This is a genomic window from Erythrobacter sp. K21-9 (assembly GCF_055808355.1).
In genome coordinates this window covers 1,829,719-1,856,234 of record NZ_CM147866.1, presented here as the reverse complement: position 1 = coordinate 1,856,234, position 26,516 = coordinate 1,829,719, and the positions used below count along the sequence as shown (strand labels likewise).

Here is a 26,516-nt window from a genome sequence, read left to right as displayed (position 1 = left end):
TGCTCTATTCCTGCCCTTTGAACCCGCTCACGCAGCTTGTGCGTCGAGCCGGGCGAGGGCTTCTTCCCGTCCAAGAAGGACCAGAACGTCGAAAATTCCGGGAGACGTGGTCGTCCCGGTGAGCGCAGCGCGCATTGGCTGCGCAAGTTTGCCAAGGCCCAATTCAAGTTCCTCTGCAAGTGACTTGGTAGTGGCTTCGAGAGCCTCGATTGTCCAGTTCTTTTCGCGGTAGAGAGCGTCCGAAATGGCTGACAACCGTGCGCGCCCTTCGTCATCAAGCAGTTTGGCCGCTTTTTCGGTCATGGCGAGTGGTCGCGAAGCAAACAAAAACGCCGCTCCTTCAGCAAGTTCGTGCGTATTCCTGGCTCGGGTTTTGAGGACCGGCATAGCCTTTGCCAACAGCGTCCTATCGACGTCTTCCCCGATCTCGGGGGCGACCAATTCGGCCAACATCGCATCATCGGCTTCGCGGATGTAATGTCCGTTCAGGTTTTCGAGCTTCTTCATGTCGAAGCGCGAAGGGCTCTTTCCGACGCCGGACAAATCGAACAATTCAATCGCTTCTTGGCGAGAGATTTCCTCGCGGTCGCCGTGTCCCCAACCAAGCCGTAGCAGGTAATTGAAGAGCGCATCGGACAGGATACCAATTTCGTCGCGATAGGCATCGACGCCAAGCGCGCCGTGACGCTTGGACAGTTTCGCCCCGTCCGAGCCGTGGATCAACGGAATGTGCGCGTAGACCGGCTCCGCCCAACTGCCTTCGATAGTGTCCATGGCGTGATAGATCGGAAGTTGGCGAAACGCGTTGTTGAGGTGGTCATCGCCCCGAATGACATGCGTGACGCCCATGTCGTGATCGTCGACAACGGCGGCGAGCATGTATGTCGGCGTGCCGTCGGCGCGCAGGATGATGTAGTCGTCGATCTCTTCATTGCGCACGGAAACGTCGCCCTGGACCTCGTCCGCAATGGTCGTCTCGCCTTCCTGCGCTGTTTTCAAACGTACGGTGAAGGGCGCATTTGCAGGCGCTTCTGACGGGTCCCGGTCGCGCCAGCGCCCATCGTAGCGCATGGGCTGTTTGTTTGCGCGCTGCTCGCTGCGCATGGTTTCAAGCTCTTCGGGCGTCGCGAAACATTTATAGGCTTGGCCGTGCCGCAAGCAGCTTGTGCGCGACCTCGGCATGGCGTTCTGCACGGTCCGACTGAAAGATCGGTGCTTCATCATAATCGAGCCCGAGCCAGTCCAGTCCGTCCATGATCGCGTCGATCGCTTCCTGCGTGGAGCGCTTCTTGTCGGTATCCTCGATCCTGAGCAGCGCGCGTCCACCATGATGGCGAGCATACAGCCAGTTGAAGAGCGCGGTCCGGGCACCGCCAATATGCAGGAAGCCTGTTGGCGAGGGCGCGAAACGCGTGACCACTGCGCCGCGGGCATTTGCACTTTCGCTTGCCATGTCGTTCAAATTCCTTTTCAATTCACCCAACGGGAGCGAAGGGGAGCACAATGCGCTATGCGCCGTTAGTGCCTTTGGGCGACGGAGCATCGAATGTCCCGGTCGCCGATAATGTTGCAATGCAGCGCCCTTGGCAAAGGGGCGCAGTCTTGTCCAGCATCCCTCGCAAACTTGCCCAGACCGCAGAAGGTTTTCTCGCGACGGTACGGGTTTGACCGGGCGCCGTGGCTTTCGGTGGTGTTCGGAGCCGGCATTCTTGTCTGGTTCGGGCTGAATTCACCGTGGCAATGGGTCGCCGCTATCGTCACCGGAGTGCTGATAGCGCTCGCCGCCATCGCGTTGTGGCGCGGCGATGAGGAACGCGGCCATTTGCGCAGCGCTCTGATTGCATGCGGCCTGATGTTCGCTGCCGGGATAGCCGTGATATGGGTGCGGTCCGAAATGGTCGGTGCCGAGCCAATCGAGCGACCAGTGGTAGAGCGGGTGCAGGGCTATGTCCTCGAGCGCGAGGACCAGCCCTCACGCAACCGGCTGAGGCTCACATTGGCGGTGCGAGACGCCGAAACCGGGGAAAGCCGGAAGATACGGATCAACGTACCGCTAGATACGCCAGGCCTCGAAAGTGGGCGATCGGCAGAGTTGATTGAAGGTGCAGTGATCCGGGCCCGTGTCCGCCTCATGCCGCCGGCCAGCCCCATGCTTCCCGGTGCGTACGATTTTGCGCGAGCGGCGTGGTTCAAGGGCGTTGCTGCAACGGGCAGCGTCGTCGGCACTATCGAGTTGGTAGAGGCCGCTCCGCCTGCCGGAGGCATTGCCGCTATCCAGCGAGCGCTGTCTTCCCACGTTCGTGAGCGTGTCGACGGATCGGCAGGCACCATCGCAGCCGCCTTCGCGAGCGGCGATCGGGGCTCCATCGCCGAGGCTGACGAGGATGCGATGCGCGATGCGGGGCTTACCCACTTGCTTTCGATCAGCGGATTGCATGTGAGTGCGGTGATCGCGGCGGCATACATTCTGGCACTCAAGTTTCTGGCGCTTTTTCCAGCGGTGGCGTTGAGGGTACGGTTGCCGGTGGCCGCTGCTGCTGTCGGCGCGCTGGCCGGGATTGGGTATACGCTGCTGACCGGGGCCGAGGTGCCGACTGTGCGCAGTTGCGCCGCCGCGATGCTCGTGCTGATTGCGCTCGCGCTGGGACGCGACGCGCTTTCGCTGCGGATGGTCGCTGCGGCTGCGATGTTCGTCCTCCTGTTGTGGCCGGAGAGCATCGTCGGGCCGAGCTTTCAGATGAGCTTTTCTGCCGTTCTGGCCATTGTTGCCTTCCATTCGTCATCACCTGCGAAAGCCTTTTTGGCACCGCGCGAGGAACCTTGGGTAAACCGTACGGGGAGGCGGGTGGTCATGCTTTTCCTGACAGGGCTTCTGATCGAGATCGCGCTCATGCCGATAGTGCTGTTCCACTTCCATCGCGCCGGGCTCTACGGAGCGTTTGCCAATGTATTCGCCATCCCGCTGGTGACGTTCATTTCCATGCCGCTGATTGCGTTGGCACTTGCGCTCGATCTCGTGGGAGCGGGAGCGCCAGCATGGTGGCTTGTCCAGCGATCGCTCGATTCGCTGCTGGTGCTCGCACATCTCACCGCTTCGCAGCCGGGATCGGTGAAGCTGATGCCGCAGATGGGGATGAGCACGATAGCCCTGTTTGTGGGCGGCGCGCTTTGGCTTGCCCTTTGGAATGGGAAGGCGCGGCTCTGGGGATTGCTGCCCGCTTCAATCGCGACGATGCAGCTGATCCTCACACCGATACCTGATGTTCTGATCGGGCGTGAAGGCCGCCATGTCGGGATAACAATCGATACCCCGGTCGGGGGGCGTCAGCTGCTCTCGCTTCGAGATAGCCGGTCCTCGTACTCGCGGGACAACCTGCTCGAATTGGCGAGCGTCACGAGCGCCCCGATCCCGTTGGTCCGGTGGCCCGGTGCCGATTGCTCTAGCGAATTCTGCCTCATCAACATCCAGCGCGGAGGGCGCGACTGGGTGATGCTTCTGGCCCGCAACCGTGACCTTGTGGAAGAGCGCGCACTGGCAGCCGCTTGCGAGCGGGCTGACATCGTCGTCGCCGACCGGTTCCTGCCGAGGTCCTGCAAGCCGCGTTGGCTAAAAGCCGACCGGCGTTTGTTGGTCCAGACCGGCGGGCTTGCGCTCGACCTGACGAACGAGCGCATTTCAAGTGTTGCCGCAGGGCAGGGCGGGCATGGTTGGTGGCGCGGGGAGCAGCCCTAGCCGCTCCCCCGTGCTTACCGATCAGTGATAACGCCGCAGCAGTCCCGCAAGCTTGCCCTGGACCTGCACTTCGGATGCGCCGTAGACCTGCGGATCATAGCTGGCATTGGCCGGGTCGAGGCGCACGCTGCTGCCCTCCTTGTGGAGGTATTTGAGCGTCGCTTCCTCACCGCGTACCAAGGCGACGACGATCTCGCCATCCCGCGCGCTGTCGGTGCGGCGGACGAGGGCGAAGTCTCCGTCGAAGATGCCGGCCTCGATCATCGAATCCCCGGATACCTCAAGAGCATAGTGTTCGCCCGGTCCAAGCAAGGCTGCCGGGACGGGTAGCGAATTTTGCCCTTCGAGCGCCTCGATCGGTGCGCCGGCTGCGATCCTGCCGTGAAGCGGGATCTCGATCACGTCATTGGCGGGCTCTGGCGCGTTCTTCATCACTTTCGAAGCGGACGCTACTGCATCGTTAGCCGATACCGTTGCCCTCGGCGTCGGGGTAGCGTCCTCGGGTTGCTTGATCACCTCAAGCGCCCGCGCCCTATTGGGCAGACGGCGGATGAAGCCGCGTTCTTCCAGAGCGGAAATCAGGCGGTGCACGCCGGACTTGCTCTTGAGATCGAGCGCGTCCTTCATCTCTTCGAAACTTGGCGATATGCCGGTTTCATCCAGGCGTTTCTGGATGAACTGGATCAATTCGTGCTGCTTTGCAGTCAGCATGGGGTTACTCCCTGATACGCACGTTCCCGGAGCGGATAACCACGCCGCAGTGCCAAACTCACGCGCTTCAAGAGGCACCCGCATCGGCGGTGCTTTGTCAGCGCTCATCGTCCGCCTTTATGGTGAACGAATGAGGAACGAATAGGCAACTCGATTCATCCTGTCAAGCGACGCCCCGCTTTGAAGCCCGCAGGATTCAGCCATTTTGGAGGTTGTAGACGGCCACGCGCTCGCCCGGTGCGATGTCCGGTGCGCCTGCCGGGCGGTCGATCAGGCAGTTTGCCGAGGCCAGCGCGAGCAGCGCGCTCGAGATCCTGCGACGCGGCCCTGCGTACCTGCGCGCCATCGCTGACGCCGCGCAGGAACTCGCGGCGCGGACCGTTGGCAGGCAGGGCTTCGGAGGCACTGACATGGTGCGCGGCGGGTAGCGGGCTCGCTGCACCCATCGCCGCCCGTATCAGCGGGAGCGCGAACAGGAAGCATGTCACGTAGCTCGATACCGGATTGCCGGGCAGGCCGAGGATCACTTGCTTACCCCGAGTCGCCACCATCAGCGGTTTCCCCGGCTTGATCGCCACCTTCCAGAAAGCGAGGTCCGCGCCCCAGTCCTTGAGCGCCTGCTGCACCAGGTCGTGATCGCCGACTGAAGCCCCGCCGGAGGTGATCAGGATGTCGTGATCCTCCGCCTTCGCCAGAGCCGCAGCGAGCGCCGTCTCATCGTCAGGAACCGGTCCCAGCCTCGTAGCCTTGCCGGACAGCGGGTGCAGCATCGCTGCAATCATTGCGCCATTGCTGGCCGGGATCTGGTCGGGGCCGCATTGTCTTGGGTCGCGCACCAGCTCATCGCCGCTGTCGAGCACGGCAATGCGGGGCGCGGTCAGCACAGGCAGTGTGCCCTGGCCTGATGCGAGCGCGAGTGCGATCTGCGCCGGGCCCAGCAGCGTTCCGGCGGCCAGAACCCGGTCACCATCCACGAAGTCGAAGCCCCTCTTCCGGACGTGGCGCTGCGGTGACGGGAGGTCTTCGCCGGCTGCAAGGCTCACCAAATCCCCATCGACGACCGCGTTTTCTTGGATCAGCACCCTGTCCGCGCCGGCGGGCATGTGCGCCCCGGTCGAGCTACGGGTGCATTGCCCCGGCTCCAGCGTCCCGCCAAAGGGCGTTCCCGCGCGGCTTTCCCCGACTTTGGACCAAGGGCCCGCGCCGCATATCGCATAGCCATCCATTGCGGAGAGATCGGTACCGGTGGCTGTGTGCGACGTGCGTAGAGGTCTTGCGCGAGATAGCGTGCCGTCCCGAGCGCATCGGCAGGCACCTGTTCCGTCGTTCCAAGCGGTGCGAGTGCCAGCAGGCGTTCCTGCGCCTCCTCCAGCGAGAGCATCGGGCTCACTCGCCCTGCGCTTTCCAGGTGCCCGATTTACCGCCGCGCTTTTCGACGAGGCGGACGTCCCCGATCACCATGCCTTTGTCGATCGCCTTCGCCATATCGTAAATCGTGAGCAGCGCGGTGGAGACCGCGACCATCGCCTCCATCTCGACTCCGGTTTTCCCGGTGAGTGAGGCAGTGGCTGTCGCTGTGATCGCGCGCTCCTCGAACCCGAAGTCCAGCGCAACCGACTCGAGCCCCAGAGGATGGCACAGCGGGATCAGCTCGCCGGTGCGCTTGGCAGCCATGATCCCGGCAATCCGCGCAGTCCCGAGCACATCGCCTTTGGGCGCGTCGCCCGCGCGGATCGCCTCCAGCGCTTTAGCCGACATCGCGATTCGGCCCGAAGCGATGGCGAGGCGCTGCGATGCGTCTTTCCCGCCAACATCGACCATGCGCGCCGCGCCGCTTTCATCGAGATGGGTGAGGTCGTTCATGGGTTTCCTCCGCTGGTCCATGAGACACATGAGACAGTGTCCAGGGGGTAAAAACCGGTCCCTGAGCGAGGTCGCGAAAATATGCCTTTTGGGGGTACGATCGAGGCGATGCAGGTCATGGCCGCAACAATGGCAGAACACGCCGCTGTAGGACAGCCTGAGCTTAAGTTCAGCGTCAGGAGCGCGCCTATCCCTCGATCAGGGTGCGGGTTGCGGCGGTTATATCCCCGGCGCGCATGAGGCTCTCTCCGACGAGGAATGTCCGCACGCCAGCCTTCGCCAGGCGCTCCAGGTCGTCGTGCGAGGAAATACCGCTTTCACCAACCAGTAGAGCGCCTTCCGGGGCCAGGGGGGCGAGCCGCTCGGTGGTGGCGAGCGAGGTCGTAAAGGTTTTCAGGTCGCGGTTGTTGACCCCGATCAGGCGCGATTTGAGCACCTTGCCCGCGCGCTCCATTTCGGCCTCGTCATGGACCTCGACCAGCACGTCCATCCGGTGCTCGAGCGCGGCGGCTTCGATCTCTGCCATCGCGCGGTCTTCCAATGCCGCGACAATGATCAGGATCGCATCCGATCCGAGCGTGCGCGCTTCGAGGCATTGCCACGGATCGACCATGAAATCCTTGCGCAGCACCGGCAATTTGCAGGCCGCCCGCGCTGCGATGAGAAAATCCTCGTGCCCCTGGAAATAGGGCGCATCGGTAAGGACCGAGAGGCACGCAGCGCCGCCCGCCTCGTAATCGCGCGCATGTTCAGCCGGTTTGAAATCATCGCGGATCAAGCCCTTGGAAGGACTCGCTTTCTTGATTTCGGCGATCAGGCCAAACCCGGTTTCGGCCTTGCGGCGCAGCGCATCCTCAAACCCACGCGGGCGAGTCTGGGTACGGGCGGCCTCCTCCATTTGGCTGAGCGATATGACCGCCTTGCGGGCGGCCACGATATCGCGCTTGGCGGCGCAGATTTCTTCAAGCTTGTTCATGAAATCAGGTCGCCAGTTCGATCCAGCGTTCGAGCATTCTTAGTGCCGCTCCGCTGTCAATCGCTTCCACCGCCAATGCGACCCGCTCGGGCCAGCCATCGCCGCGTCCCGCCACCGCAAGCGCGCCAGCAGCGTTGAAAGCTACGGCGTCACGGTAGGGCCCGGGGGCGCCCATCAAGAGCGCTTTCAAAGCGGCGGCGTTGTGCTTGGCGTCGTCGCCGCGGATTGCCTCTATCGGAGAAATCTGGATATCGGCGTCAAAGGGATGGAGGCGGTGCATCTCGAACGTGTTGCCCGTCACGACAGCAACTTCATTGCCGCCTGCAAGCGACAATTCGTCGAGCCCCTCGTCGCCCGACACGATCAGCGAGCGGCCCGTTCCCAGCTTGGCCATCGCGCCCGCATAGATCGGGACATAGGCCGGGCGCGCGATACCGATCAGCTGGCTTTTGACCCCTGCCGGATTGGACAACGGCCCCATGAGGTTGAAGATTGTGCGCTTGCCGATTTTCCGGCGGATCGGTTGGATACGCCCCATCGCCGGGTGATGGTTCTTTGCAAACAGAAAGCAGATGCCGATTTCGGCCAGCGTCTTTTCGGCAGTGCGTCCGGCGGCATCCATGTCGAGGCCGAGTGCCTCCAGCGTGTCGGCAGCGCCCGCCTTCGATGATGCCGCGCGGTTCCCGTGCTTGGCGACAGGCGCGCCGCAAGCCGCGACGACGAGGCTGACGGCGGTCGAGACGTTGAGCGTGTGATGGCCGTCTCCGCCCGTTCCGCAGACGTCGATGGCGTTTTCGGGCGCGACAATCGGCAGCAGGCGTGCACGCAGGGCGCGGGCTGCACCTGCGATCTCGTCGGAGGTCTCGCCGCGATCGGACAGCGCGATCAGGAAGTGTTCGATCTCTTCCTCACTGGGGGCGCCATCGAGCAGCGCGGCGAATGCTGTCTCCGCCTCGGTCTCGCTCAGCGGGGTCGATACGTCGGGCAGGGTGCTCATCATGCGAGCCTTTCGGGAAGACGGGCTTCGATCCCGCACAGCTTAAGGAAGTTGGCGAGCAGGGCGTGGCCGTGCTCTGTGGCGATGCTTTCCGGGTGAAACTGCACGCCGTGGATCGGGAGGGATTCGTGGCGGAAACCCATGACGCTGGCATCCTCGCTGCCGGGGGTATGTGCATGGGCATTGGCGACGAGGGTTTCGGGCACGTCCACCACTTCGAGGCTGTGATAGCGTGTCGCGGTGAAGGGCGAGGGGAGGGCTGCGAACACGCCGCTGCCGTCATGCGTGACCGGGGAGGTTTTTCCGTGCATCAACCCGCCGCGCACAACTGTCCCGCCGAAATGCTGCCCGATCGACTGGTGGCCAAGGCACACACCGAGCAGGGGTTTCCCGGCATCGGCGCAGGCCGCCACGAGATCGAGGCTGATGCCGGCCTCATTCGGAGTGCAGGGGCCAGGCGAGATCAGGAACGCGCTGGCGTTCGTCGCCAGAGCCTCGCTCGCCGACAGGGCATCGCTACGCTCGACGCGGACCTCCGTACCCAATTCCATTAGGTAGTGAACTAGGTTGAAGGTGAAGCTGTCGTAATTGTCGATCACGAGTATCACGGCGTCTTGCCCCCGAGTTCGTCAGTCGCTTTGACCAGACCGTCGATGATACCCGGCTCATTCGCGCTGTGACCGGCATCGTGGACAATGCGCAGATCGACTTCGGGCCACGCCTTCTTGAGCGCCCATGCCGCGCCGGGAGGCGCGCAGATGTCGTGGCGCCCCTGCACGATGATGCCGGGAATGCCCTTGAGGCGATCTGCGTGTTTGAGCAATTGCGATTCCTCGAGAAAGAAGTCCTCGAGGAAGAACTTGGCGCAGATGCGCGCGAACGGCACTGCCTTGGATGGGTCCGCGAACTCTTCAAGCAGCGCTTCGTTCGGCAGCAATGTTGCGACGCTGCCCTCCCACAGCGACCACTCTTTCGCCGCGGTGAGGCGCGTGGCTTCGTTATCGCTGGTCAGCCGCTGGTAATAGGCGGACACGAGGTCGCCGCGTTCGCCAGCCGGGATGTGGCCGGAGAACGAGATCCCATTGCTCGGCCATGATCTCGCTGGCGCCGTATTCGTAGAGCCAGCTGCGCTCCTGCTTGCGCGCGAGAAACACGCCGCGAAGGACGAGTTCGCTGGTGCGCTCGGGGTGAGCCTGCGCGTAAGCAAGCGCGAGGGTCGCGCCCCAACTGCCGCCAAACACCTGCCATTGATCGTGACCGCACATTGTGCGCAGGCGCTCTATGTCGGCGACAATGCGGGCAGTGTCGTTGTGCTCGATTTCGGCAAAGGGCAGCGATTTGCCGCAGCCGCGCTGGTCGAACAGCAGCACATCATAGAGATCGGGATCCCACTGACGCCGGTGCGAAGGCGCCATCCCTCCACCGGGACCGCCGTGGAGGAACACCGCCGGTTTCGCGCCAGGCGTCCCGCAACGCTCGTAATAGAGCGAATGCCCTTCGCCCACGTCCAGCATCCCGGATTCGTAGGGTTCGATCTCCGGATAGAGCGTGCGTTCGTAGGTCTGCATATTGCCGGGGTGCATCACTTCTTCTCCACCACCAGCAGCGGTCCCACGCGGCCATTGTCCATGCGTCCGGTGGCCGGGTTCCAGAGCGATGAGACGTTTCCGTCGAGATAGAGTGCGTTGGGCGTTTCGAGCTCGTCACGGAAGAACCGCCCGAATTGTCCAAAGCTGATAGGCGCGTCCGATATCACGAAATGCGCCTTGCCATCGGCAGCGACGCCAACGCCGTTGCGGATCGCGCGCGAGGGGCCGTTTTCCTGAAATTCCGGATGCAGTTCGCCGTCTATGACAAGCATCGGGCCGGATTGCGCGCCGAATTGCGACTCGATCCCCTACGGTGCGGAAGAACGTATCGCTGTCGAGCACGCGCCACTCGCCGTCCGATCCGAAGAATACGCCGTTGGGCTTCATGTGAAAATTGCCCGAACCATCGGCGCGGTTGAGCTGCGTGAGGCGCTCGCTGTCCTGCACGAAATATCCGATCGCTCTCAGGTCATCGCCATACATGCCCCCGTTCATGGCAAACTCGACCGCGTCCGCTTCGAGAGTCCTTGCGAAGCCGGCGAAACGTCCGAAATCATCGCCGCTCGCAGGGGCAAGCGCAGCCGAAATCCGGTGCTCGGCAGGGTCGGCGATGCAGTGGGTGAGCGGCACCTCCTCGAAGGTGACGCTGGCGCAGGCAGATGCCACCTCTGGCGCGGGGACCGCAACTGGGCCTTCGGGCGTTTCGACGATTTCGGTGACCCCGCCATCTGGATCGAGCTGCGCGCGCATGACCGGCTCGCCTTCGGGCTGCTGGTTGCAAGCGCTGAGTGCCAGTGCGGCAATGGGGATGATGATGAAGCGTTTCATAGTCATGGTCACTGTCCGAAGCCCGGTTCGCGCGCCACGCGTACAGCCTCGCGGGCTGCTGCGATCAGCGCGCCTGCCTTTGCGCGGCATTCGGCATATTCGTAATCTGGATCGCTGTCGGCGACGATTCCCGCGCCTGCCTGAACGTGCATCATCCCCTCCTTCACGACGGCAGTGCGCAGCACGATGCAACTGTCGACCGATCCGTCGGGTGCGAAATAGCCAACGCCGCCCGCGTAGGCGCCGCGTGTCTCGGGCTCTAGTTCAGCGATGATCTCGCATGCACGGATCTTCGGCGCCCCTGAGACTGTTCCCGCCGGAAACCCGGCAAACAGCGCATCGAGTGCGTCTTTTTCATCCGAGAGCGCGCCGACCACATTGCTGACGATATGCATCACATGGCTGTAGCGCTCGATGGTAAAGCTGTCAGTCACCTCCACGCTGCCCCGTGCAGCAACCCGGCCCACGTCATTGCGCCCCAGATCGAGCAGCATGAGGTGTTCTGCCAGCTCCTTGGGATCGGCGAGCAGGCTGACTTCGTTGGCGCGGTCTTCCACTTGGCTCGCGCCCCTTGGCCGTGTGCCGGCAATAGGCCGGATGGTGACCTCGCCGCCGCGCACTCGCACCAGGATTTCGGGGCTGGAGCCAACAATCGCGAAACCGGGCAGATCAAGGAAATAGAGGAACGGCGACGGGTTCACTCGGCGCAGCGCACGGTAAAGCTCCAGCGGCGGAAGCTCGAACGGGCATGTGAAACGCTGCGCCAGAACCACCTGAAAGATGTCGCCTGCAACGATGTAATCCTTCGCGCGGGCGACCATCGCCTTGTAATCCTCTTCGGCCATGACCGGCGAAAGCTCGGGGTCCGCGCCGTGAACGCCGAGGTGCGGTTCCGCAGGGCGAGGCCGGGTGAGCGCGCGCATCGTCTCGTCGATCCGCTCGCCTGCCTCCGCGATGGCCAATTGCGGATCCGATCCGGCGACGTCCTGCGGCCATAGCGGAGCGACGCAGAACAGCTCATCGGTGAGGCCATCGAAGACCAGGATGACCGTGGGCCGCACGAACAGCATGTCGGGCAGGGCCAGCTCGCTCGCCGCCGCGCGCGGCAGGCTCTCGACGAGGCCGATGGTTTCGTAGCCGAAATACCCGACAAGGCACGCAAGCGCGGGTGGCAGCGCGTCGGGTACGTCGATGCGGCACGCATTTGCGAGCGCGCGCAGTTCCGTGAGTGCATCGCCGGCACATAGCTCGAAGGCATCGCGGTTAGTGCGCCAAGTGCGATTGATCACCGCTTCGCTTGCGCTTGCCCGGAATACTAGATCAGGGTCGAGACCCAGTAGGCTATAGCGCCCGCGAACCTCGCCGCCTTCGACAGATTCGAGCAGGAAATCGCCGCGGCCCGGCACAATCAGGCGGCGGGCCGCGCCCACCGGCGTATCGCTGTCGGCAACCATTCGCCGCCACACCAAGGCAGGCTTGCCAGCGGCCAGAGCGCTGGCAGCAGGGGCTGCATTCTCAAGCGAAGCGTATTCGGATGCAGGCAGGGTCACGCGGGGCTGCGGTGGCGCATTGGTCAGTTGGTCTCACCGACCAGCTGGCGGCGAACCGCCTCGATGGCGTCTTCATTGCGCTCCACACCAAGTTCCGCGCGGATTGCCCGTGTCAGCTGGTCGGAATATTCACCGCTGAGAGCCGAGGCAAGCTGCTGCTGAGCCTGCGCAAGCAGCGGGCTGTCTTCCGGAATGTCTTCGGTGGCGATCTCGTTGAGACTGACGATGTACCAGCCGATGTCGTTTGGCGCCTCGTAAAGCTTGGTCGACCCTTCGGCCATGCTGAACAGCAGCACCAGAGGCGGTGGCGGAGCCTGATCCTGACGCGCGAACAGCTGTCGGCGTTCGAGGTCGATGCGGTCAATCGGCGGCAGGTTTGCATCCTCAGCCGAAATAGCTTCGCCAAGTGCGGTATTTGCGCGGACTTTCTCAAGCACGCGGTCAGCTGTTTCGCGAGCGGCTTTCGCACCTTCGGCAAATCCCCATGCGAGAGTGACCTCCTGGCGGTTTTCGGAAAGCGGCGGTGCGGCTGCTTCGGTGATGCTGGCGACATCGAAAATCACGAACTGCGACCCGGGTACGATTTCCGCCAGTTGCGGCTGACTCTCATCCATCTGGAACGCGGTTTCGACCGTGCGCGCCAATGCCGGATTGAGCGATCCGCCCTGCTGGCCGAAAATGCGGCACGTCGGCGAGGACGGGCGGGGTGGTGCTGACTTCGAGGCCGTATGCATCCGCAACATCGACGAGCGCGGTTCCGCTGTCGACTTCTTCTTCGATGCGGGCGCTCAGGTCCGCAAGCGCTCCGGCACGTTTCTGGACGCGAAGCTCTTCGGTGATCTCGGGTGTTGCCTGGGCAATGGTGCGGGCAGGGGTCCGCGTGACACTGTCGACGCGCGCGACATACCAGCCAAGATTGCTCTGTGCTGGCTCTGCGATTGCGCCTTCAGCCGCGGCAAACACGTTTTCCGCTACTGCAAAGCTGAGGGCGGACGAAAGCTGTTCGCGCGTCTGACCATCGACGCTCGAGACGCTGAAGCCGGCCTGACGCGCCGCCGCTTCCAGTGACAATCCACCGCGAATGCGCTCCACGAGCGAGCGCGCTGCATCTTCGGTAGGGACGAGGAACGAGGAGACGTCCCGCGTTTCGCTCGCGGCAAAACGTGCTTCGTTGGCTGCGTAGAAAGCGCGAATTTCTTCCGGGGTCGGCGTCACGTCTACATCGAGGCTGTCGGAGCCGAAAAGAGCGTAACGGATCGTGCGGCGTTCGGGCAGCGTGAAGCGGGCGCGGTTCTCGCTGTAGTACTCTTCAAGCTGCTCATCAGTGGGATCGCCTTCGGGCGCGAATGCGAAGCTCGGGATGAATGCAATATCGCCCTGACGCCGTTCAAGCAGCAGTGCTGCATATTGCTTTGCAGCCTTGGCCGGCATTTGCGGTGCGGCGAGGGCAGGGATCAGCAATTGCTGGGCGAGAAGGCCATCTGCGAGATCGCGCCGCAGGATCGCATCGGTCAAACCCTGATTACGCAGCGCGGCCTGGTAGACATTCTGGTCGAAATCGCCCGTGGCTCCTCTGAAAGCGCTGATTTGCAGGATCTCGCTGTTTACGAGGTTTTCGCCCGCACGCAGGCCATTCTGCTCGGCGTAACCGCCCAGCGCATAACGGTCGATCAATTGGCGCAGCACTTCCTCCAGACCGCCTTGCTCGACGAATTCAGGCATGGTGACAGTCGGGTTTTCCCGGCGGATCGTCTGGATTGCCGAATTCGAGGTGCTGACCAGCTCTGAGGTCGTGATGCGATCATCGCCGACTACGGCCACCCGGTCGCCGCCAGACACGCCGCCAAAGGTCGAGCCCGTGATATCGACCGCGGCAAAGGCGAGCGCCACGATGATCAGGAAACCGATAAAGATCGGCAGGCCGATTTTCGACTGGAAGAAATTGCGGAAGAACGAAATCATGGGTCTGGTCTTATCCCGGCGGTCAATTCCCCCGCATTGGCGAGGCAAAGGTGGAGTGCGCGGCGGCACGGTTGGGACAGCGCTTTATCGGCCCTGCGACCTCGCGGCAACAGGTTCGGACACGTTTTGACTGTATCTCTTTACTCGGGTAGCGGACGCGGCCCCTCGACCCTAAATGGGTCCTTCGGATCTCGCACCGAAGCGAGATTTCTTAGGATTGTTCAATGCCGCAGCGGCCCTACATCGTTGGTAACTGGAAAATGCATGGCATGCGCGCCATGCTGTCGGAGGCGCGCGCGATTGATCGTGCGGCGCAGCGGCACATGAAAGTCGAGGTCGCGATTGCACCGCCTTACACCTTGATCCACCCTGTCCACCGCGAAGCCGGACAGATCGGCGTTGGCGCGCAGGATTGCCATTATGAAGAGGAAGGTGCGCATACCGGGGATATCTCGGCATCGATGATCGCCGATGCGGGTGCGAAGTTCGTCATCCTCGGCCATAGCGAGCGGCGCGAGAACCACGGCGAGAGCAACGCGCTGGTCAATGCCAAGGCACAGGCAGCGCTTGCCGCCGGACTGCGCGTCATCCTGTGCTGCGGCGAAAGCGCAGAGACGCGCGAGGCGGGTGATGCAGTCACCTTCGTCAAGGATCAGCTTAAGGCCTCGCTCCCGCAAAGCGCGAACGGCCTCGAAGACCTTCATGAGCGCATCACCATCGCCTACGAACCGATCTGGGCGATCGGCACCGGCAATTCCGCGACCATAAGCGACATTGCCGAAATGCACCGCGAGATCCGCGCGCTGCTGGTCGAGCTGTACGGAGACGAGGCCGGGAGCGAAATCCGCATCCTCTACGGCGGCTCGGTAAATCCTGAAAACGCAGCGGAAATTCTCGGCACGGCGGATGTTGGCGGGGCTCTCGTCGGGGGCGCCAGCCTTACCGCAGACAGCTTTATGGGCATTGCCCTTGCCGCCGGAGAAACCGCCGAGGCGTAAGGCTGTCCGCCTTGCCCTTGCCGCCGGCCCACGCGCGCCTTAAATAGCGCCCACACTTTCTATCGAGACCCGTTTGCCATGTTCCTTTTTCTCACCGTCCTCCAAGCCATCGTGGCCGCCGCTCTGGTCGGAGTCGTCCTTATGCAGCGCAGCGAAGGGGGCGGACTGGGTATCGGCGGCAATCCCAATGCCGCGCTCGGTGCGCGCGGTGCAGCGGATTTCCTGACGCGCGCGACCAAGTGGCTGGCGGTTTCCTTCGTGGCTCTCTCGATCGCTCTGGCCGCCGTGGCCGTGAACGAGACCGGTAACAGCGCGATCAGCACGACGCTCGACCGCGATGTCGGCGCACCTGCGGGACCCGACCTCTTGGGTGAGCCGACCGGGGGCGGCGTTGCCGCGCCTGCTGGCGATCCCGCCGCACCGGCTGACGGCGACCCGCTCGCCGAATAGGCTGCTGCCCGCAGACTTGCGGACGTTTTCCCCGATGGCTGTGGATGGCGAGCGCCTGCGCGCCGTTATTTGCTTGCCCCGAATCCAATTGCTCGCTTAAGGCTCGGCTCCCATGGCGCGGTACATTTTCATAACCGGCGGCGTGGTTTCCTCGCTCGGCAAAGGTCTCATGGCAGCAAGCCTTGCTGCCCTCCTTCAGTCGCGCGGGTACAAGGTCCGCATTCGGAAATTCGATCCCTACCTCAATGTCGATCCGGGCACGATGAGCCCGTATCAGCATGGCGAGGTCTTTGTGACCGATGACGGAGCCGAAACCGACCTCGATCTGGGCCATTATGAGCGCTTTACAGGCGTATCTGCGCGGCAGAGCGACAACATCACGTCGGGCCGTGTCTACCGCGACATCATCGCCAAGGAACGGCGCGGCGATTACCTCGGCGCGACCGTCCAGGTGATTCCGCATGTGACCGACGCAATCAAGGAGTTCGCGCTCGCCGATCAGGACGATCACGATTTCATCCTGTGCGAGATCGGCGGGACGGTGGGCGATATCGAATCGCTCCCTTTCATGGAAGCGATCCGGCAACTGCGTAACGAGCTTGAGCCGATGCAGACGCTCAGCGTCCACGTCACTCTGGTGCCTTACATCGCGGCAGCCGGCGAGCTCAAAACCAAGCCGACCCAGCACTCCGTGCGCGAGCTCGCCAGCCTCGGGATCAAGCCCGACGTGCTGCTGTGCCGCGCCGAACATCCGCTGCCCGATGGCGAGCGGCAGAAGATCGCAAATTTCTGCAACGTGCGCAAAGAAGCCGTCATCCCCGCGCTCGATGCGCCGTCGATCTATTCGGTCCCGCTGCAATACCATCTCGAAGGTCTCGATGCAGAGGTCCTGCGCGGTTTCGGTATCACCGATGCACCGGAGCCCGATCTGACCGCGTGGAACGATGTCACCGACCGATATTTCAATCCCGAAGGCGAAGTAACCATCGGCGTCGTCGGAAAATATGTCGGCCTGCCCGATGCTTACAAGAGCCTCAACGAAGCGCTCATTCACGGCGGTCTCGCCAACCGGGCCAAGGTCAATATCAGGTGGATCGACGCCGAATTGTTCGAAGGTGACGAGAGCGAGATCATCGCCGAGCTTGAGCCGCTTCACGGCATCCTCGTTCCTGGCGGCTTTGGCGAGCGCGGCAGCGAAGGCAAGATTGCCAGCGTCCACTTTGCAAGACAACGAAAGGTGCCGTTTTTCGGCATCTGCCTGGGTATGCAGATGGCCTGCATCGAAGCCGCGCGGTCGGCGGGCTATGGCGATGCCTCATCGACGGAATTCGGCGATACGCAAGAGCCGGTCGTCGGTATCATTACCGAATGGATGAGCGAAGAGGGATTGGAACAGCGCGAAGAGGGCGGCGACCTTGGCGGGACAATGCGTCTGGGCGCTTATGATGCCAAGCTGGGGGCCAACAGCCACGTATCGCAGATTTACGGCGGGGCGGAAGACATCTCCGAACGTCACCGTCATCGCTATGAGGTCAATTCGAAATATATCGAGCCCTTGGAGCAGCAGGGTCTGGTATTTTCGGGTATGTCGCCTGACGGCTTGCTGCCAGAAATCGTCGAGCGTCCCGACCATCCATGGTTTGTCGGCGTTCAGTTTCACCCGGAATTGAAGTCGCGGCCCTTCGATCCGCATCCGCTCTTTGCGGGATTCATAAAAGCGGCACTGGCGCATTCACGGCTCGTCTAGCGGCATTTTTCCAGAAAAATCAGCAAGCCTTGATTGCAAGGTTCTGTTTTGAAACGTAAATTTTGAATGCTCGGAAAAGCTTTGGATTTTCGGGGGCTTATTCAAGACTGTCGTGTTTTTACAAGAGAGTAAGTTTACCCTTGCGCCATAGTGCAAATGCGCACTAGGCCCTGATCCATAACAGGTTCTCATAATATGGATGGCGGGCTTTTCGTATCGCCAATCTGCCAAAAACAGGGGTCGGCAGGTATCGGAGTCAGGGGCGCGATTGCGCTTCCGGTCCAACTGCCTCTGCAATAAATGAGCTCGGACCGAAGTTGACCGTCTTCTGCGACCCGGACGGTGAGCATCGCAACGAGGCGGCCTTTATGGCCGCGGGGGCGGATCATTGCGATCCGCCCCCATATATTTCAGGCTAGATTTTCTGTTTAGGCTGAATTGCCTGGCCGCCAATCAGGCGGCGCCTTTCGCCTTCTCATCGCCCTCATCATCGCTGTCAGGAACAGCGGTAAGAGCCGGTGCGCCATTCACGGCGATCTTCTTGGGCTTCATCGCATCCGGCACTTCGCGCACGAGATCAATGATGAGCAGGCCGTCTGCGAGATCGGCGCTTTCAACGCGCACGAAATCGGCAAGTTCGAAGCGGCGTTCGAAGCCGCGATTGGCGATGCCGACATGCAGCAGTTCGCCGCCCGCGTCGACGTCATCGCGCTTCTTGCCCTGAACGACGAGCAGGTTCTGCTGTGCAGTGATGTCGATATCCTGCGGGCGGAAGCCGGCCACGGCCAAGGTGATACGGTAATTGTCTTCACCGCTGCGCGCGATGTTGAAAGGCGGGTAGTTGTCGCCGGAATTCGTGCGCGCCTGGCTTTCAAGCAGGTCGAACAGGCGATCAAAGCCAACCGTGCTGCGGCGGTATGGAGTAAAATCGAGACGTGACATAATTTGCAAATCCTCTTGTTTGAGCAATCTGAACATGTTCGCAGACCTGCCTCATGCAGCGCCTGCGGTTTTGCCGCGGCTGATGTCTCCCAAGACTGGCGAAACACCGCGACACCCTCTATTTGGGTCCAGGAATACGCCTTTCAAGAGGTACAGGGACACCCGATGAAAACTCCGAAAATCGACGTTTACAGCAAGTTTGCCTGCCCGTTCTGCGTGCGTGCAAAGCGCCTGCTTTCTTCCAAGGGGGTGGAGTTCAACGAATACGACATCACCATGGGCGGTCCCAAGCGTGATGAAATGCGTGAGCGCGCACCCGGCGCGATGACGGTCCCGCAGATCTTCATCGGCGATACGCATGTCGGCGGATCGGACGAACTCGCCGCGCTCGAACGCGAGGGCAAGCTCGACGCCCTGCTTGCAGGGTAACGGCGCTCGTGCCGACAATCGCGGTTCTCCAGATGACTTCGGGTATCGACCCCGAGGTCAATTTCGGCGTGATCGAGCAAGCCATGCTCGATGCGCAGGCGGGCGGGGCCGATATCCTGTTCACACCGGAAATGTCGCTGCTGCTCGATCGGGACCGGGGCGCGCTGGCGCTGTCATTTCAGGCGAGCATTATGCCGGATTCCAGCAGCGCCTCGCGGAGCTTGCCACACGCGGTCAGACCGATCTTGCACTGGGGTCGATGCCTGCCGCGCTGGCGGACGGGAAGTGGGTCAACCGTTCGCACTATTTCTTCGCCAATGGCCGCGAGCCGGTGCTGTATGACAAGATCCACATGTTCGATGTCGAGCTTGCCACAGGCGAGAGCTGGCGCGAAAGCGCGGCGTATGCGCCGGGCAGGACGGTGCAGGTCGAGCCTGACACGCCGCTCGGGCGGCTAGGCTTTACGATTTGCTATGACCTCAGGTTTCCCGCGCTGTTCGAGGCGCTGGGGCAGGCACAATGCGACGCTATTGCTATTCCCGCCGCCTTCACCCGTCCTACCGGTGCGGCGCACTGGCATGTCATGCAGCGTGCCCGCGCCATCGAGGCGAGCGCTTTCGTCATCGCCGCCGCTCAGGTTGGCAGCCATGAGGACGGGCGCGAAACCTACGGCCACAGCCTGGTCGTCGATCCGTGGGGCGAAGTGCTGCTCGACATGGGCGGCGAAGAGCCGGGCCTGGCGTTTTGCGAGATTGACCTCACCCGGATCGAAGATGTCCGCCGCCAGCTACCCAGCCTTGCCAACAAGCGCGACATCCCCAAATAGGTTGGCACGATGATTGTATTCGATCTCCATTGCGAGCACGGCCACCGGTTCGAGGGGTGGTTCGGCTCTGCCTCTGACTATGAGGACCAGCGTTCGAGCGGCCTGCTGAGCTGTCCCGAATGTGGCAACGAAGCCGTGAGCAAGGCGCCGATGGCGCCTGCAGTCCCGGTCAAGAGCAATGCGAAGAGCGCAGCGCAGGCTGCGAGAGATGCTGGCGATGCGGGCGATGCAAGGCCGGTGTCCAACACGCCAATGCCGGCACGAGGTGCAGGAGGCCATGCAAGCCCTCGCCAAAGCCCAGGAAAAAGCGCTCAAGAACAGCACCTTCGTCGGCAAGGACTTCGCCGAGCAATCGCGCGAAATGCACTATGGTGAGCGTGACGAAGCGCCGATTCACGGGCAGGCGACGCTCGAAGAAGCAAAATCGCTGGTGGACGAAGGCGTACCGGTTGCACCGCTGCCGTTTCCGGTGGCGCCGCCCGACAAACTCAATTGATTTGAAACCCGCCAATGCTATGGGCGTCGCGGGACCCCGTAGCTCAGCCGGATAGAGCACCAGATTCCTAATCTGGGGGCCGCGTGTTCGAATCACGCCGGGGTCACCAGATTTTTGGCGCTATCGCCTCGCTACATGAGCGCGTTCTTTTCTGCGCTATCGCTTCGCTACATGAGCGTGGGACGCGCCCCACATCCTCTGCGCGATCACCGCCAGCGCGACGACCGTTCCCGACATTCCGAGCAGCAGCACGCATGTGCCCGCCCATCCGGCCCAATCATAGATCGCCGTGCCCAAGATACTGCCAATCGCGCCTCCGATGAACATCAGCACGATATAGCTGGTGGTGAGCCGGGTGCGGATTTGCGGCTCGAGCGACAGGAAGGTCATGCGTCCCGTCACGTCGATCGTCGGCCCTACAAGGTTTACGATCACCAGCGGCACCAGCAGGGTCCAGACATCGAAGCCAAACGGGTAGAACAGCGCGATACCGATAAACTGCACAATCGCGGCTATGACGCGTGCCCGATGTGCGCCCACCTTATCCGCCCACTGGCCAAGACGCGGTGTCGAAATGATGCTGATTGCGGCGATCCCCGCGAGATAGCCGACAGTGTCGACGCCGTAACCGAGTTCAGCGCTGGTCAGATGCAGCGCCAGCGCCAGCCAAGTGGCGGTGAAGGCCCCGAAGTTCAGGCCCTGGATGACCGCAGATACCATCGTGTCACGGTGCTGCGCGGCAAGCGTGAAGACCGAGCGGATCAGCGCGCCGTAATCCGATTGCGGCTGCTTGGTCGCCACTGTTTCAGTGCGCATCGTTACCGGCAGAAAGACCGTCACGCCCGCGATGATGGCAAAGGCGCACCAGTAAACGGCCCGCCATCCGAATTGCTCGGCCACGACGCCCGCACCGACGCGCGCAACGAGGATGCCGAAAATGACGCCCGCCGTCAGCAACGCAGTGACCTGTCCGAGACGTTCGGGCGCAACCCGCTTGGAGGCGAAAGCGGGGATCAGATACGGTGCAATCGTGACAAAGCCCAGCAGGGTCGAGGCGAGGGTGAAGGCAGCAAAGCCCTCCGCCAGCGCCATTCCCAGCATGCAGATCGCCTGCGCGGTCACGAAGGCGATGCATAGCCGCTTGTTCGAATACCGGTCGCCCAGCGGGAGGAGCAGCAGGATACCGAGCGCCAGCGCCAACTGGTTGAGCGCAGGGACAATCCCGATGCGCGCGTCGCTAACGCCGAAATCGCGCGCGACCTCGCCGATGATAGGATGGATGTAATAGGCGTTCGCAGTCACCACCGCGACGGTCACCGCGAGCGCATATTCCTGCGCCCGGCTAAGGTAGATCGGCGCTGTGGTGATCGCCGCTTTGCTCAAGCGAGGAAGCCAGCCTTTTTCGCGGTGTCGATCACGCCCTGAGCCAGTTCCTGCGGTCGGTCCTCCTGGCAAAAGTGCCCGCAGGTGGAGAGCATGGCATGCGGCATACCCTCAGCGCCCTTGATCCGATCAATCAGCGGCTGTGCAAGGCCGCCGGTCACCGGATCGTCTTCTCCGAACAGCGTCAGAAATGGCTTGCCAAATTTGGACAGACCTTCCCATGCGGCCTTGTTCTGTTCGATGCCGTCCATACCGTCTTCGACCGGGACGAGTGCCGGGAAAGCGCGCGCTCCTGCCTTGCTTGGCTCGTCGGGAAAGGGAGCGTCGTAGGCAGCGACTTCCTCAGGTGTGCGCTCGGTCGCGGTGGCACGCTGGAGCAATTCGCCAATCTGAAACTCGGGCGAGGTCTTGGCGAAATGCCGCCACGCAAGGAAGGCGGGTGAAGGCGTCCCGCCAGTTGGCAGGAAAGTGTTGCTGGCGACGACGCAGGTGAACTTGTCAGGCTCTTCGCCAACCATTCTCAGGCCCAGCAGCCCGCCCCAATCCTGACAGAACAGCGCCGCGGGCTGCGGCACGACGGCGTCGCGCCATTGTTTAAGCCAGCTGATATGGCGGTCGTATGTGTAGAACCCGATATCGTCGGGCTTGTCGCTCTTGCCGAATCCGATGAGATCGGGCGCGAGGCAGCGAAAGCCAGCGTCCAGCAGCACCGGGATCATCTTGCGATAAAGAAAACTCCAACTGGGTTCACCATGAAACAGCAGGACGGGCGGCGCGTCGCTTGGCCCTTCGTCGATGTAGTGCATCCGGCCGGAATGCCCGTCTCCCAAGTCTATCGTGACCCAATTTTCCGCGAAGGAATATCCGGGCAGGTTTGCGAAGCGGGCGGGGTCGGATGTCAGGACTTTCATGATTCTCATCTCCCTATGAGAAGATGAGTAGCACGAAACAACCTATCAGCCACCCGTGCTTGGCTCGCCCGGATTTTCGCCCATCGGGATGCGCTCCTTGAAGGTGTGAGTGATGTAGGGGAACGGAATCTCGATCCCGGCATCGTCCAGCCCGCGCTTGATGGCGCGCACGACCTTGTCCTTGCTTTCCCAGCCACTGCGTGGCGTTGAGCCAGCCCACCAGCGCACGAGGAAATCGACCGAGGAGGAATTGAATTCCTGCGCAAAGATATCGAGGCCCTTTTCGGTGTTGACCTCGTCCACGGCGGACACCGCCTTGCGGATGACTTCGGCTGCCTCGTCCAGATCGGTGTCATAGGACACGCCGATTACGACATCGTGGCGGCGCTGCTCCTTGTCGGTCAGGATCTCGACCGGGTTCTTGAACAGGATGGAATTGGGTACGACGGTAAGCTCGCCCGAAAGCGACCGAAGGTGCGTTTCGCGCAGGGTGATATGTTCAACCTTGCCGATCATGTCCTCGCATTCGATTACGTCCCCGATGCGCATCTTTTCGCGCACCATGATGAGAACTCCGGCGAGGAAGTTTTCGAAGATGTCCTGAAACGCAAACCCGATGGCGACTGCGCCGATGCCGAGGCCTGCGATCAGGCTGGCAGGCGTCAATTCGGGGAATACGACAATGGCGGCAATCATCAGACCGATGACCCAGGTCGCCAGCTTTACCAGCGTTTCGATGAGGTTGCGCAGCGACGGACGAATGTCGGTTTTCCCGATAAGTCCGTCGGCGATCTTGACCGTGAACCGGGCGACGATTGCGGTGATGATCAGAATGACCACTGCGATGGCAATGCCGGGCAGGGCGCGCACGAATTGGGTGCCCATGTCGTTCAATTGGTCGAGCAAGGTGTTGAGCATGATGTCTGAGGGTTCCTCCTGCTTTTGGCCCAATAACGAGGGATGCGCCCGGTTCGTTCCGACGCCGCTCGGCCAGAAAATCGGCCCGGCGAGCATGTTTCGACTTGATACAGAGCGTTAACTATGATTCTGTGGATTTTGCATTGGGGAAAGTTGAGATGCGTAGACCACCACGGGAACATTTGCGGCAGGGCTTCGCGCTTTGTGCGCTGCTTGTCCTGACCGGGTTTGCCATTGCCGGGCCGACCGGACTTCTCGCATGGAGCGAGAATGTTCAGGCGCTCGACCAGCGCCAGGCGCATCTCGAGGAATTGCGCGCGACACGCGACGCGCTTCGCAACCGGGTGGACCTGCTCGACCCTCAGGCCGCCGACCCCGACCTCGCCAGTGAGCTTGTACGCCGCAATCTTGGAGTGTTGCACGCGGATGAGGTCATGATCACAGTCGAGGACGAGTAACCGCACCGGCTTCGCTTGTGCGCATACGAATTCGCGCCAGCAATCCCCTCCTGAAGAGCCCGGAAAACCTGTAACGACTAAGCTGCAAGGGCGCGCTTTCCGTTGCGTCCGGTCAGCACACCTGACTATAGGGGCCATGGAAAATCCGGCGCGCATGCCTCTTATTGCCGCGCGCCAGCAGATGAGAGGACACCGCACTTTGGCGAAACAGCCTGCATCCAAGAAAGCCGCCGCAAAGAAACCATCGGCTGACAACACACCTCTGGCACCGACCGACGATCCCGATTTCATCTTGCATTCGCTGCAGGAGGAATTCGACGCGAACAAAAGCTTCGATACCGACATCGACCAGATAATGGAATTCTACCGGCAAATGCTGCTCATCCGCCGGTTCGAGGAGAAGGCGGGCCAGCTTTACGGCCTCGGCCTGATCGGCGGGTTCTGTCACCTTTACATCGGTCAGGAAGCGGTCGCCATCGGCCTGCAAAGCGCGCTGGACGGGGACAAGGACAGCGTCATCACCGGCTACCGCGATCACGGCCACATGCTCGCCTACGGCATCGACCCCAAGGTCATCATGGCCGAGCTGACGGGCCGCGAAGCTGGCATTTCCAAGGGGAAAGGCGGCTCGATGCACATGTTCAGCACCGAGCACAAATTCTACGGCGGTCACGGCATTGTCGGCGCGCAGGTCGCGCTGGGCGGCGGGCTCGCTCTGGCGCATCAGTACAACGACGACGGGGGACTGTGCCTTGCCTATTTCGGTGACGGTGCGGCGAACCAGGGGCAGGTTTACGAGACGTTCAACATGGCCGCGCTCTGGAACCTGCCGATCGTCTTCGTGGTCGAGGATAACCAATACGCGATGGGGACCGCGACGAAGCGCTCGTCCGCTGAAACCCGCTTCCACCGCCGCGGCACTGCGTTCCGCATTCCCGGCATGGATGTGAATGGCATGGATGTACTCGAAGTCCGCGCAGCGGCCGAGGTCGCTTTCAAGCACGTGCGCGAAGGCAAGGGGCCGGTGTTGATGGAGCTCAACACCTACCGTTACCGCGGGCATTCGATGTCCGATCCCGCGAAGTATCGCACCCGCGAAGAGGTGCAGGACCAGCGCGATCATCATGATCCGATCGAGCGGTTGAAAAAGACCGTGATCGAAGCGGGCAAAAGCGAGGATGAGCTGAAAGCCATCGACAAGGAGATTCGCAAGACCGTCGCCGAATCCGCTGATTTTGCGGAGAATTCTCCCGAGCCTGGCCCCGACGAACTCTACACCGATGTCTTGGTGGGGGAGTATTGATACATGGCTATTGAACTCAAGATGCCGGCGCTTTCGCCAACCATGGAAGAGGGCACTCTGGCCAAATGGCTCAAGTCCGAAGGCGATGCCATCGAGCCGGGCGATATCATCGCCGAAATCGAAACCGACAAGGCTACGATGGAATTCGAAGCCATCGATGAGGGCGTTCTGTCGAAGATCCTGATAGCGGAAGGCACTGAAGAGGTCGCGGTTGGCACTGTTATTGCGCATCTCGAAGGCGAGGGCGAGGAAAGCGCCGCTCCCGCTCCCACTCCTGCCCCTGCAGACCCCGTTCCAGGCGAGGGCAAGGATCAGGGCCGCGATGAACCGGGCGGCACCAGCGCGCCTGAGAAACCGAAAAGCGAACCGAAATCGGACCCTGACATCCCCGAGGGCACCAGCTTTACCAGCACCACGGTGCGCGAAGCTCTGCGCGATGGAATGGCTGAGGAAATGCGCGCCGATCCTCGCGTATTCGTCATGGGTGAGGAAGTCGCCGAGTACCAGGGTGCCTACAAGGTTACGCAGGGTCTGCTCGACGAGTTCGGTCCCAAGCGCGTGATCGATACGCCGATTACCGAATACGGATTTGCCGGTGTCGGTACGGGCGCGGCGATGGGCGGTCTGCGCCCGATTGTCGAGTTCATGACATTCAACTTCGCGATGCAGGCGATCGACCACATCATCAATTCGGCGGCCAAGACCAATTACATGAGCGGCGGCCAGATGCGCTGTCCAATCGTCTTTCGCGGACCCAATGGCGCAGCAAGCCGCGTCGGCGCGCAGCACAGCCAGAATTACGGTCCGTGGTACGCGAGTGTCCCCGGCCTTATCGTCATTGCGCCCTATGACAGCGCCGATGCGAAGGGCCTGATGAAAGCCGCGATCCGATCCGAAGACCCGGTCGTGTTCCTTGAAAACGAGCTGGTCTACGGCAAGAGCTTCGACGTCCCTGACCTCGACGACCATGTCCTGCCCATCGGCAAGGCGCGGACCATGCGCGAAGGCTCCGACGTCACCATTGTCAGCTATTCGATCGGCGTCGGTTTCGCTCTGGAGGCGGCAGAGGCACTTGCGGACGAGGGCATCGATGCGGAGGTCATCGACCTGCGAACGCTGCGTCCGCTGGATAAGGATGCAGTGCTCACCAGCCTCGCCAAGACCAATCGGCTTGTCATTGCGGAAGAGGGCTGGCCGACCTGTTCAATCGCGAGCGAAATCATTGCGATCTGCATGGAAGAAGGCTTCGACGATCTCGACGCGCCGGTTACGCGCGTGTGCAATGAAGACGTGCCGCTACCCTACGCCGCAAATCTCGAGAAGCTGGCGCTTATCGATGCGAAGCGCATTGTCGAGGCGGTGAAGAAGGTCTGCTACGTCTAAGCAATCCGTCGAGGTAACAAAAAAGGGGCCGCGCTGGCATTACCGGCGCGGCCCCTTTTTGTA

General features: G+C 62.0%; 24 protein-coding genes, 1 tRNA gene and 4 pseudogenes. 11 read left to right on the top strand and 18 right to left on the bottom strand.

Features of this window, described 5'->3' with window-relative positions; all coding sequences use genetic code 11:
* Positions 1 to 27: 27 nt before the first annotated feature.
* A pseudogene (gene gltX, locus AC0L39_RS09400) lies at positions 28 to 1,453 on the bottom strand (glutamate--tRNA ligase).
* Positions 1,454 to 1,687: 234 nt separating this feature from the next.
* On the opposite strand from gltX, the gene AC0L39_RS09395 reads away from it, so the two are divergent.
* Positions 1,688 to 3,733: a ComEC/Rec2 family competence protein gene (locus AC0L39_RS09395; RefSeq protein WP_473257372.1), complete on the top strand. Its 2,046-nt coding sequence runs from the start codon at positions 1,688 to 1,690 to the stop codon at positions 3,731 to 3,733.
* A gap of 21 nt (positions 3,734 to 3,754) precedes the next feature.
* Here the strand turns inward: AC0L39_RS09395 and lexA are convergent, their stop codons facing one another.
* From lexA to AC0L39_RS09330, 13 genes and pseudogenes are all read right to left on the bottom strand, one after another.
* Positions 3,755 to 4,444: a transcriptional repressor LexA gene (lexA, locus tag AC0L39_RS09390; protein WP_473257370.1), complete on the bottom strand. Its 690-nt coding sequence runs from the start codon at positions 4,442 to 4,444 to the stop codon at positions 3,755 to 3,757.
* 155 nt (positions 4,445 to 4,599) lie between these two features.
* Entirely contained in the window at positions 4,600 to 5,670 is a 1,071-nt protein-coding gene (locus AC0L39_RS09385) for a molybdopterin molybdotransferase MoeA (RefSeq protein ID WP_473257369.1), read from the bottom strand.
* Between the two features lie 160 nt (positions 5,671 to 5,830).
* Positions 5,831 to 6,307 carry a cyclic pyranopterin monophosphate synthase MoaC gene (moaC, locus tag AC0L39_RS09380; RefSeq protein WP_473257368.1) on the bottom strand — a complete coding sequence of 159 codons (477 nt, stop codon included), beginning with the start codon at positions 6,305 to 6,307 and terminating at the stop codon, positions 5,831 to 5,833.
* A gap of 187 nt (positions 6,308 to 6,494) precedes the next feature.
* Complete coding sequence (trpC, locus tag AC0L39_RS09375) at positions 6,495 to 7,283, bottom strand: indole-3-glycerol phosphate synthase TrpC (protein ID WP_473257366.1); 789 nt, start codon at positions 7,281 to 7,283, stop codon at positions 6,495 to 6,497.
* 4 nt (positions 7,284 to 7,287) lie between these two features.
* Complete coding sequence (gene trpD / locus AC0L39_RS09370; RefSeq protein ID WP_473262336.1) at positions 7,288 to 8,280, bottom strand: anthranilate phosphoribosyltransferase; 993 nt, start codon at positions 8,278 to 8,280, stop codon at positions 7,288 to 7,290.
* Positions 8,280 to 8,888, bottom strand: coding sequence for an anthranilate synthase component II (locus AC0L39_RS09365; RefSeq protein WP_473257365.1), 609 nt, complete (start codon positions 8,886 to 8,888; stop codon positions 8,280 to 8,282). Before AC0L39_RS09365 ends, trpD begins: the two co-directional genes overlap by 1 nt.
* Positions 8,885 to 9,313 carry an alpha/beta hydrolase family protein gene (locus AC0L39_RS09360; protein ID WP_473257363.1) on the bottom strand — a complete coding sequence of 143 codons (429 nt, stop codon included), beginning with the start codon at positions 9,311 to 9,313 and terminating at the stop codon, positions 8,885 to 8,887. Before AC0L39_RS09360 ends, AC0L39_RS09365 begins: the two co-directional genes overlap by 4 nt.
* Entirely contained in the window at positions 9,279 to 9,863 is a 585-nt protein-coding gene (locus AC0L39_RS09355; protein WP_473257361.1) for an alpha/beta fold hydrolase, read from the bottom strand. Before AC0L39_RS09355 ends, AC0L39_RS09360 begins: the two co-directional genes overlap by 35 nt.
* Positions 9,863 to 10,096: pseudogene (locus AC0L39_RS09350) on the bottom strand (phosphodiester glycosidase family protein); the annotation flags it as partial. The pseudogene AC0L39_RS09350 and the gene AC0L39_RS09355, both read right to left, overlap by 1 nt.
* Positions 9,984 to 10,703, bottom strand: coding sequence for a hypothetical protein (locus tag AC0L39_RS09345; protein ID WP_473257359.1), 720 nt, complete (start codon positions 10,701 to 10,703; stop codon positions 9,984 to 9,986). The gene AC0L39_RS09345 and the pseudogene AC0L39_RS09350, both read right to left, overlap by 113 nt.
* A gap of 2 nt (positions 10,704 to 10,705) precedes the next feature.
* Positions 10,706 to 12,151 (bottom strand): anthranilate synthase component I, encoded by a 1,446-nt coding sequence (gene trpE / locus AC0L39_RS09340; RefSeq protein ID WP_473262334.1) that lies wholly within the window; start codon positions 12,149 to 12,151, stop codon positions 10,706 to 10,708.
* Between the two features lie 119 nt (positions 12,152 to 12,270).
* A complete protein-coding gene (locus tag AC0L39_RS09335; protein ID WP_473257358.1) occupies positions 12,271 to 12,861 on the bottom strand; it encodes a hypothetical protein in 591 nt (196 codons plus the stop codon).
* Positions 12,854 to 14,209 carry a peptidylprolyl isomerase gene (locus AC0L39_RS09330; RefSeq protein ID WP_473257357.1) on the bottom strand — a complete coding sequence of 452 codons (1,356 nt, stop codon included), beginning with the start codon at positions 14,207 to 14,209 and terminating at the stop codon, positions 12,854 to 12,856. Before AC0L39_RS09330 ends, AC0L39_RS09335 begins: the two co-directional genes overlap by 8 nt.
* Positions 14,210 to 14,433: 224 nt before the next feature.
* Between AC0L39_RS09330 and tpiA the strand changes: the two genes are divergently transcribed.
* The 3 genes from tpiA (at position 14,434) to AC0L39_RS09315 (ending at position 17,404) form a co-directional block, all read left to right on the top strand.
* The gene (tpiA, locus tag AC0L39_RS09325; RefSeq protein WP_473257355.1) at positions 14,434 to 15,207 is read left to right on the top strand and encodes a triose-phosphate isomerase; all 774 of its coding nucleotides are present in this window, start codon (positions 14,434 to 14,436) and stop codon (positions 15,205 to 15,207) included.
* 78 nt (positions 15,208 to 15,285) lie between these two features.
* Complete coding sequence (gene secG / locus AC0L39_RS09320; protein ID WP_473257353.1) at positions 15,286 to 15,657, top strand: preprotein translocase subunit SecG; 372 nt, start codon at positions 15,286 to 15,288, stop codon at positions 15,655 to 15,657.
* Positions 15,658 to 15,769: 112 nt separating this feature from the next.
* Complete coding sequence (locus AC0L39_RS09315) at positions 15,770 to 17,404, top strand: CTP synthase (RefSeq protein WP_473257351.1); 1,635 nt, start codon at positions 15,770 to 15,772, stop codon at positions 17,402 to 17,404.
* Positions 17,405 to 17,857: 453 nt separating this feature from the next.
* On the opposite strand, the gene AC0L39_RS09310 is transcribed toward AC0L39_RS09315, so the two are convergent.
* Complete coding sequence (locus AC0L39_RS09310) at positions 17,858 to 18,346, bottom strand: Hsp20 family protein (protein WP_473257349.1); 489 nt, start codon at positions 18,344 to 18,346, stop codon at positions 17,858 to 17,860.
* Between the two features lie 165 nt (positions 18,347 to 18,511).
* Between AC0L39_RS09310 and grxC the strand changes: the two genes are divergently transcribed.
* The 4 genes and pseudogenes from grxC (at position 18,512) to AC0L39_RS09290 (ending at position 20,206) form a co-directional block, all read left to right on the top strand.
* Positions 18,512 to 18,775, top strand: coding sequence for a glutaredoxin 3 (grxC, locus tag AC0L39_RS09305; protein ID WP_473257347.1), 264 nt, complete (start codon positions 18,512 to 18,514; stop codon positions 18,773 to 18,775).
* A 32-nt stretch (positions 18,776 to 18,807) separates the two neighbouring features.
* A pseudogene (locus tag AC0L39_RS09300) lies at positions 18,808 to 19,601 on the top strand (carbon-nitrogen hydrolase family protein).
* A 9-nt stretch (positions 19,602 to 19,610) separates the two neighbouring features.
* Positions 19,611 to 20,097: pseudogene (locus AC0L39_RS09295) on the top strand (DUF1178 family protein).
* A 32-nt stretch (positions 20,098 to 20,129) separates the two neighbouring features.
* A tRNA-Arg gene (locus AC0L39_RS09290) sits at positions 20,130 to 20,206 on the top strand.
* 47 nt (positions 20,207 to 20,253) lie between these two features.
* On the opposite strand, the gene AC0L39_RS09285 is transcribed toward AC0L39_RS09290, so the two are convergent.
* Genes AC0L39_RS09285 through AC0L39_RS09275 form a run of 3 tightly spaced genes read right to left on the bottom strand, consistent with a single transcriptional unit; the run spans position 20,254 to position 23,309 of the window.
* On the bottom strand, positions 20,254 to 21,480 hold the full coding sequence (locus AC0L39_RS09285; protein ID WP_473257345.1) for an MFS transporter: 1,227 nt from the start codon (positions 21,478 to 21,480) through the stop codon (positions 20,254 to 20,256).
* Positions 21,477 to 22,391 carry a haloalkane dehalogenase gene (locus AC0L39_RS09280; protein ID WP_473257343.1) on the bottom strand — a complete coding sequence of 305 codons (915 nt, stop codon included), beginning with the start codon at positions 22,389 to 22,391 and terminating at the stop codon, positions 21,477 to 21,479. The genes AC0L39_RS09285 and AC0L39_RS09280 overlap by 4 nt, the downstream gene beginning before the upstream one ends.
* Positions 22,392 to 22,436: 45 nt before the next feature.
* Positions 22,437 to 23,309, bottom strand: coding sequence for a mechanosensitive ion channel family protein (locus AC0L39_RS09275; protein ID WP_473257342.1), 873 nt, complete (start codon positions 23,307 to 23,309; stop codon positions 22,437 to 22,439).
* A 158-nt stretch (positions 23,310 to 23,467) separates the two neighbouring features.
* Here AC0L39_RS09275 and AC0L39_RS09270 point away from each other — a divergent pair, with 158 nt between their 5' ends.
* The 3 genes from AC0L39_RS09270 (at position 23,468) to AC0L39_RS09260 (ending at position 26,453) form a co-directional block, all read left to right on the top strand.
* Positions 23,468 to 23,767 carry an FtsB family cell division protein gene (locus tag AC0L39_RS09270; protein ID WP_473257340.1) on the top strand — a complete coding sequence of 100 codons (300 nt, stop codon included), beginning with the start codon at positions 23,468 to 23,470 and terminating at the stop codon, positions 23,765 to 23,767.
* Positions 23,768 to 23,921: 154 nt separating this feature from the next.
* Positions 23,922 to 25,070: a pyruvate dehydrogenase (acetyl-transferring) E1 component subunit alpha gene (pdhA, locus tag AC0L39_RS09265; RefSeq protein WP_473257338.1), complete on the top strand. Its 1,149-nt coding sequence runs from the start codon at positions 23,922 to 23,924 to the stop codon at positions 25,068 to 25,070.
* A 3-nt stretch (positions 25,071 to 25,073) separates the two neighbouring features.
* Positions 25,074 to 26,453, top strand: coding sequence for a pyruvate dehydrogenase complex E1 component subunit beta (locus AC0L39_RS09260; RefSeq protein ID WP_473257336.1), 1,380 nt, complete (start codon positions 25,074 to 25,076; stop codon positions 26,451 to 26,453).
* Positions 26,454 to 26,516 lie beyond the last annotated feature (63 nt).

Excerpts from the sequence above, each read along its gene's own strand:
- lexA (WP_473257370.1), bottom strand. The coding sequence starts at position 4,444 with ATGCTGACTGCAAAGCAGCACGAATTGATCCAGTTCATCCAGAAACGC.
- AC0L39_RS09385 (WP_473257369.1), bottom strand. The coding sequence starts at position 5,670 with ATGGATGGCTATGCGATATGCGGCGCGGGCCCTTGGTCCAAAGTCGGG.
- moaC (WP_473257368.1), bottom strand. The coding sequence starts at position 6,307 with ATGAACGACCTCACCCATCTCGATGAAAGCGGCGCGGCGCGCATGGTC.
- trpC (WP_473257366.1), bottom strand. The coding sequence starts at position 7,283 with ATGAACAAGCTTGAAGAAATCTGCGCCGCCAAGCGCGATATCGTGGCC.
- trpD (WP_473262336.1), bottom strand. The coding sequence starts at position 8,280 with ATGAGCACCCTGCCCGACGTATCGACCCCGCTGAGCGAGACCGAGGCG.
- AC0L39_RS09355 (WP_473257361.1), bottom strand. The coding sequence starts at position 9,863 with ATGCACCCCGGCAATATGCAGACCTACGAACGCACGCTCTATCCGGAG.
- AC0L39_RS09345 (WP_473257359.1), bottom strand. The coding sequence starts at position 10,703 with ATGACTATGAAACGCTTCATCATCATCCCCATTGCCGCACTGGCACTC.
- trpE (WP_473262334.1), bottom strand. The coding sequence starts at position 12,151 with ATGGTTGCCGACAGCGATACGCCGGTGGGCGCGGCCCGCCGCCTGATT.
- AC0L39_RS09335 (WP_473257358.1), bottom strand. The coding sequence starts at position 12,861 with ATGGATGAGAGTCAGCCGCAACTGGCGGAAATCGTACCCGGGTCGCAG.
- AC0L39_RS09330 (WP_473257357.1), bottom strand. The coding sequence starts at position 14,209 with ATGATTTCGTTCTTCCGCAATTTCTTCCAGTCGAAAATCGGCCTGCCG.
- tpiA (WP_473257355.1), top strand. The coding sequence starts at position 14,434 with ATGCCGCAGCGGCCCTACATCGTTGGTAACTGGAAAATGCATGGCATG.
- secG (WP_473257353.1), top strand. The coding sequence starts at position 15,286 with ATGTTCCTTTTTCTCACCGTCCTCCAAGCCATCGTGGCCGCCGCTCTG.
- AC0L39_RS09315 (WP_473257351.1), top strand. The coding sequence starts at position 15,770 with ATGGCGCGGTACATTTTCATAACCGGCGGCGTGGTTTCCTCGCTCGGC.
- AC0L39_RS09310 (WP_473257349.1), bottom strand. The coding sequence starts at position 18,346 with ATGTCACGTCTCGATTTTACTCCATACCGCCGCAGCACGGTTGGCTTT.
- grxC (WP_473257347.1), top strand. The coding sequence starts at position 18,512 with ATGAAAACTCCGAAAATCGACGTTTACAGCAAGTTTGCCTGCCCGTTC.
- AC0L39_RS09280 (WP_473257343.1), bottom strand. The coding sequence starts at position 22,391 with ATGAAAGTCCTGACATCCGACCCCGCCCGCTTCGCAAACCTGCCCGGA.
- AC0L39_RS09275 (WP_473257342.1), bottom strand. The coding sequence starts at position 23,309 with ATGCTCAACACCTTGCTCGACCAATTGAACGACATGGGCACCCAATTC.
- AC0L39_RS09270 (WP_473257340.1), top strand. The coding sequence starts at position 23,468 with ATGCGTAGACCACCACGGGAACATTTGCGGCAGGGCTTCGCGCTTTGT.
- pdhA (WP_473257338.1), top strand. The coding sequence starts at position 23,922 with ATGCCTCTTATTGCCGCGCGCCAGCAGATGAGAGGACACCGCACTTTG.
- AC0L39_RS09260 (WP_473257336.1), top strand. The coding sequence starts at position 25,074 with ATGGCTATTGAACTCAAGATGCCGGCGCTTTCGCCAACCATGGAAGAG.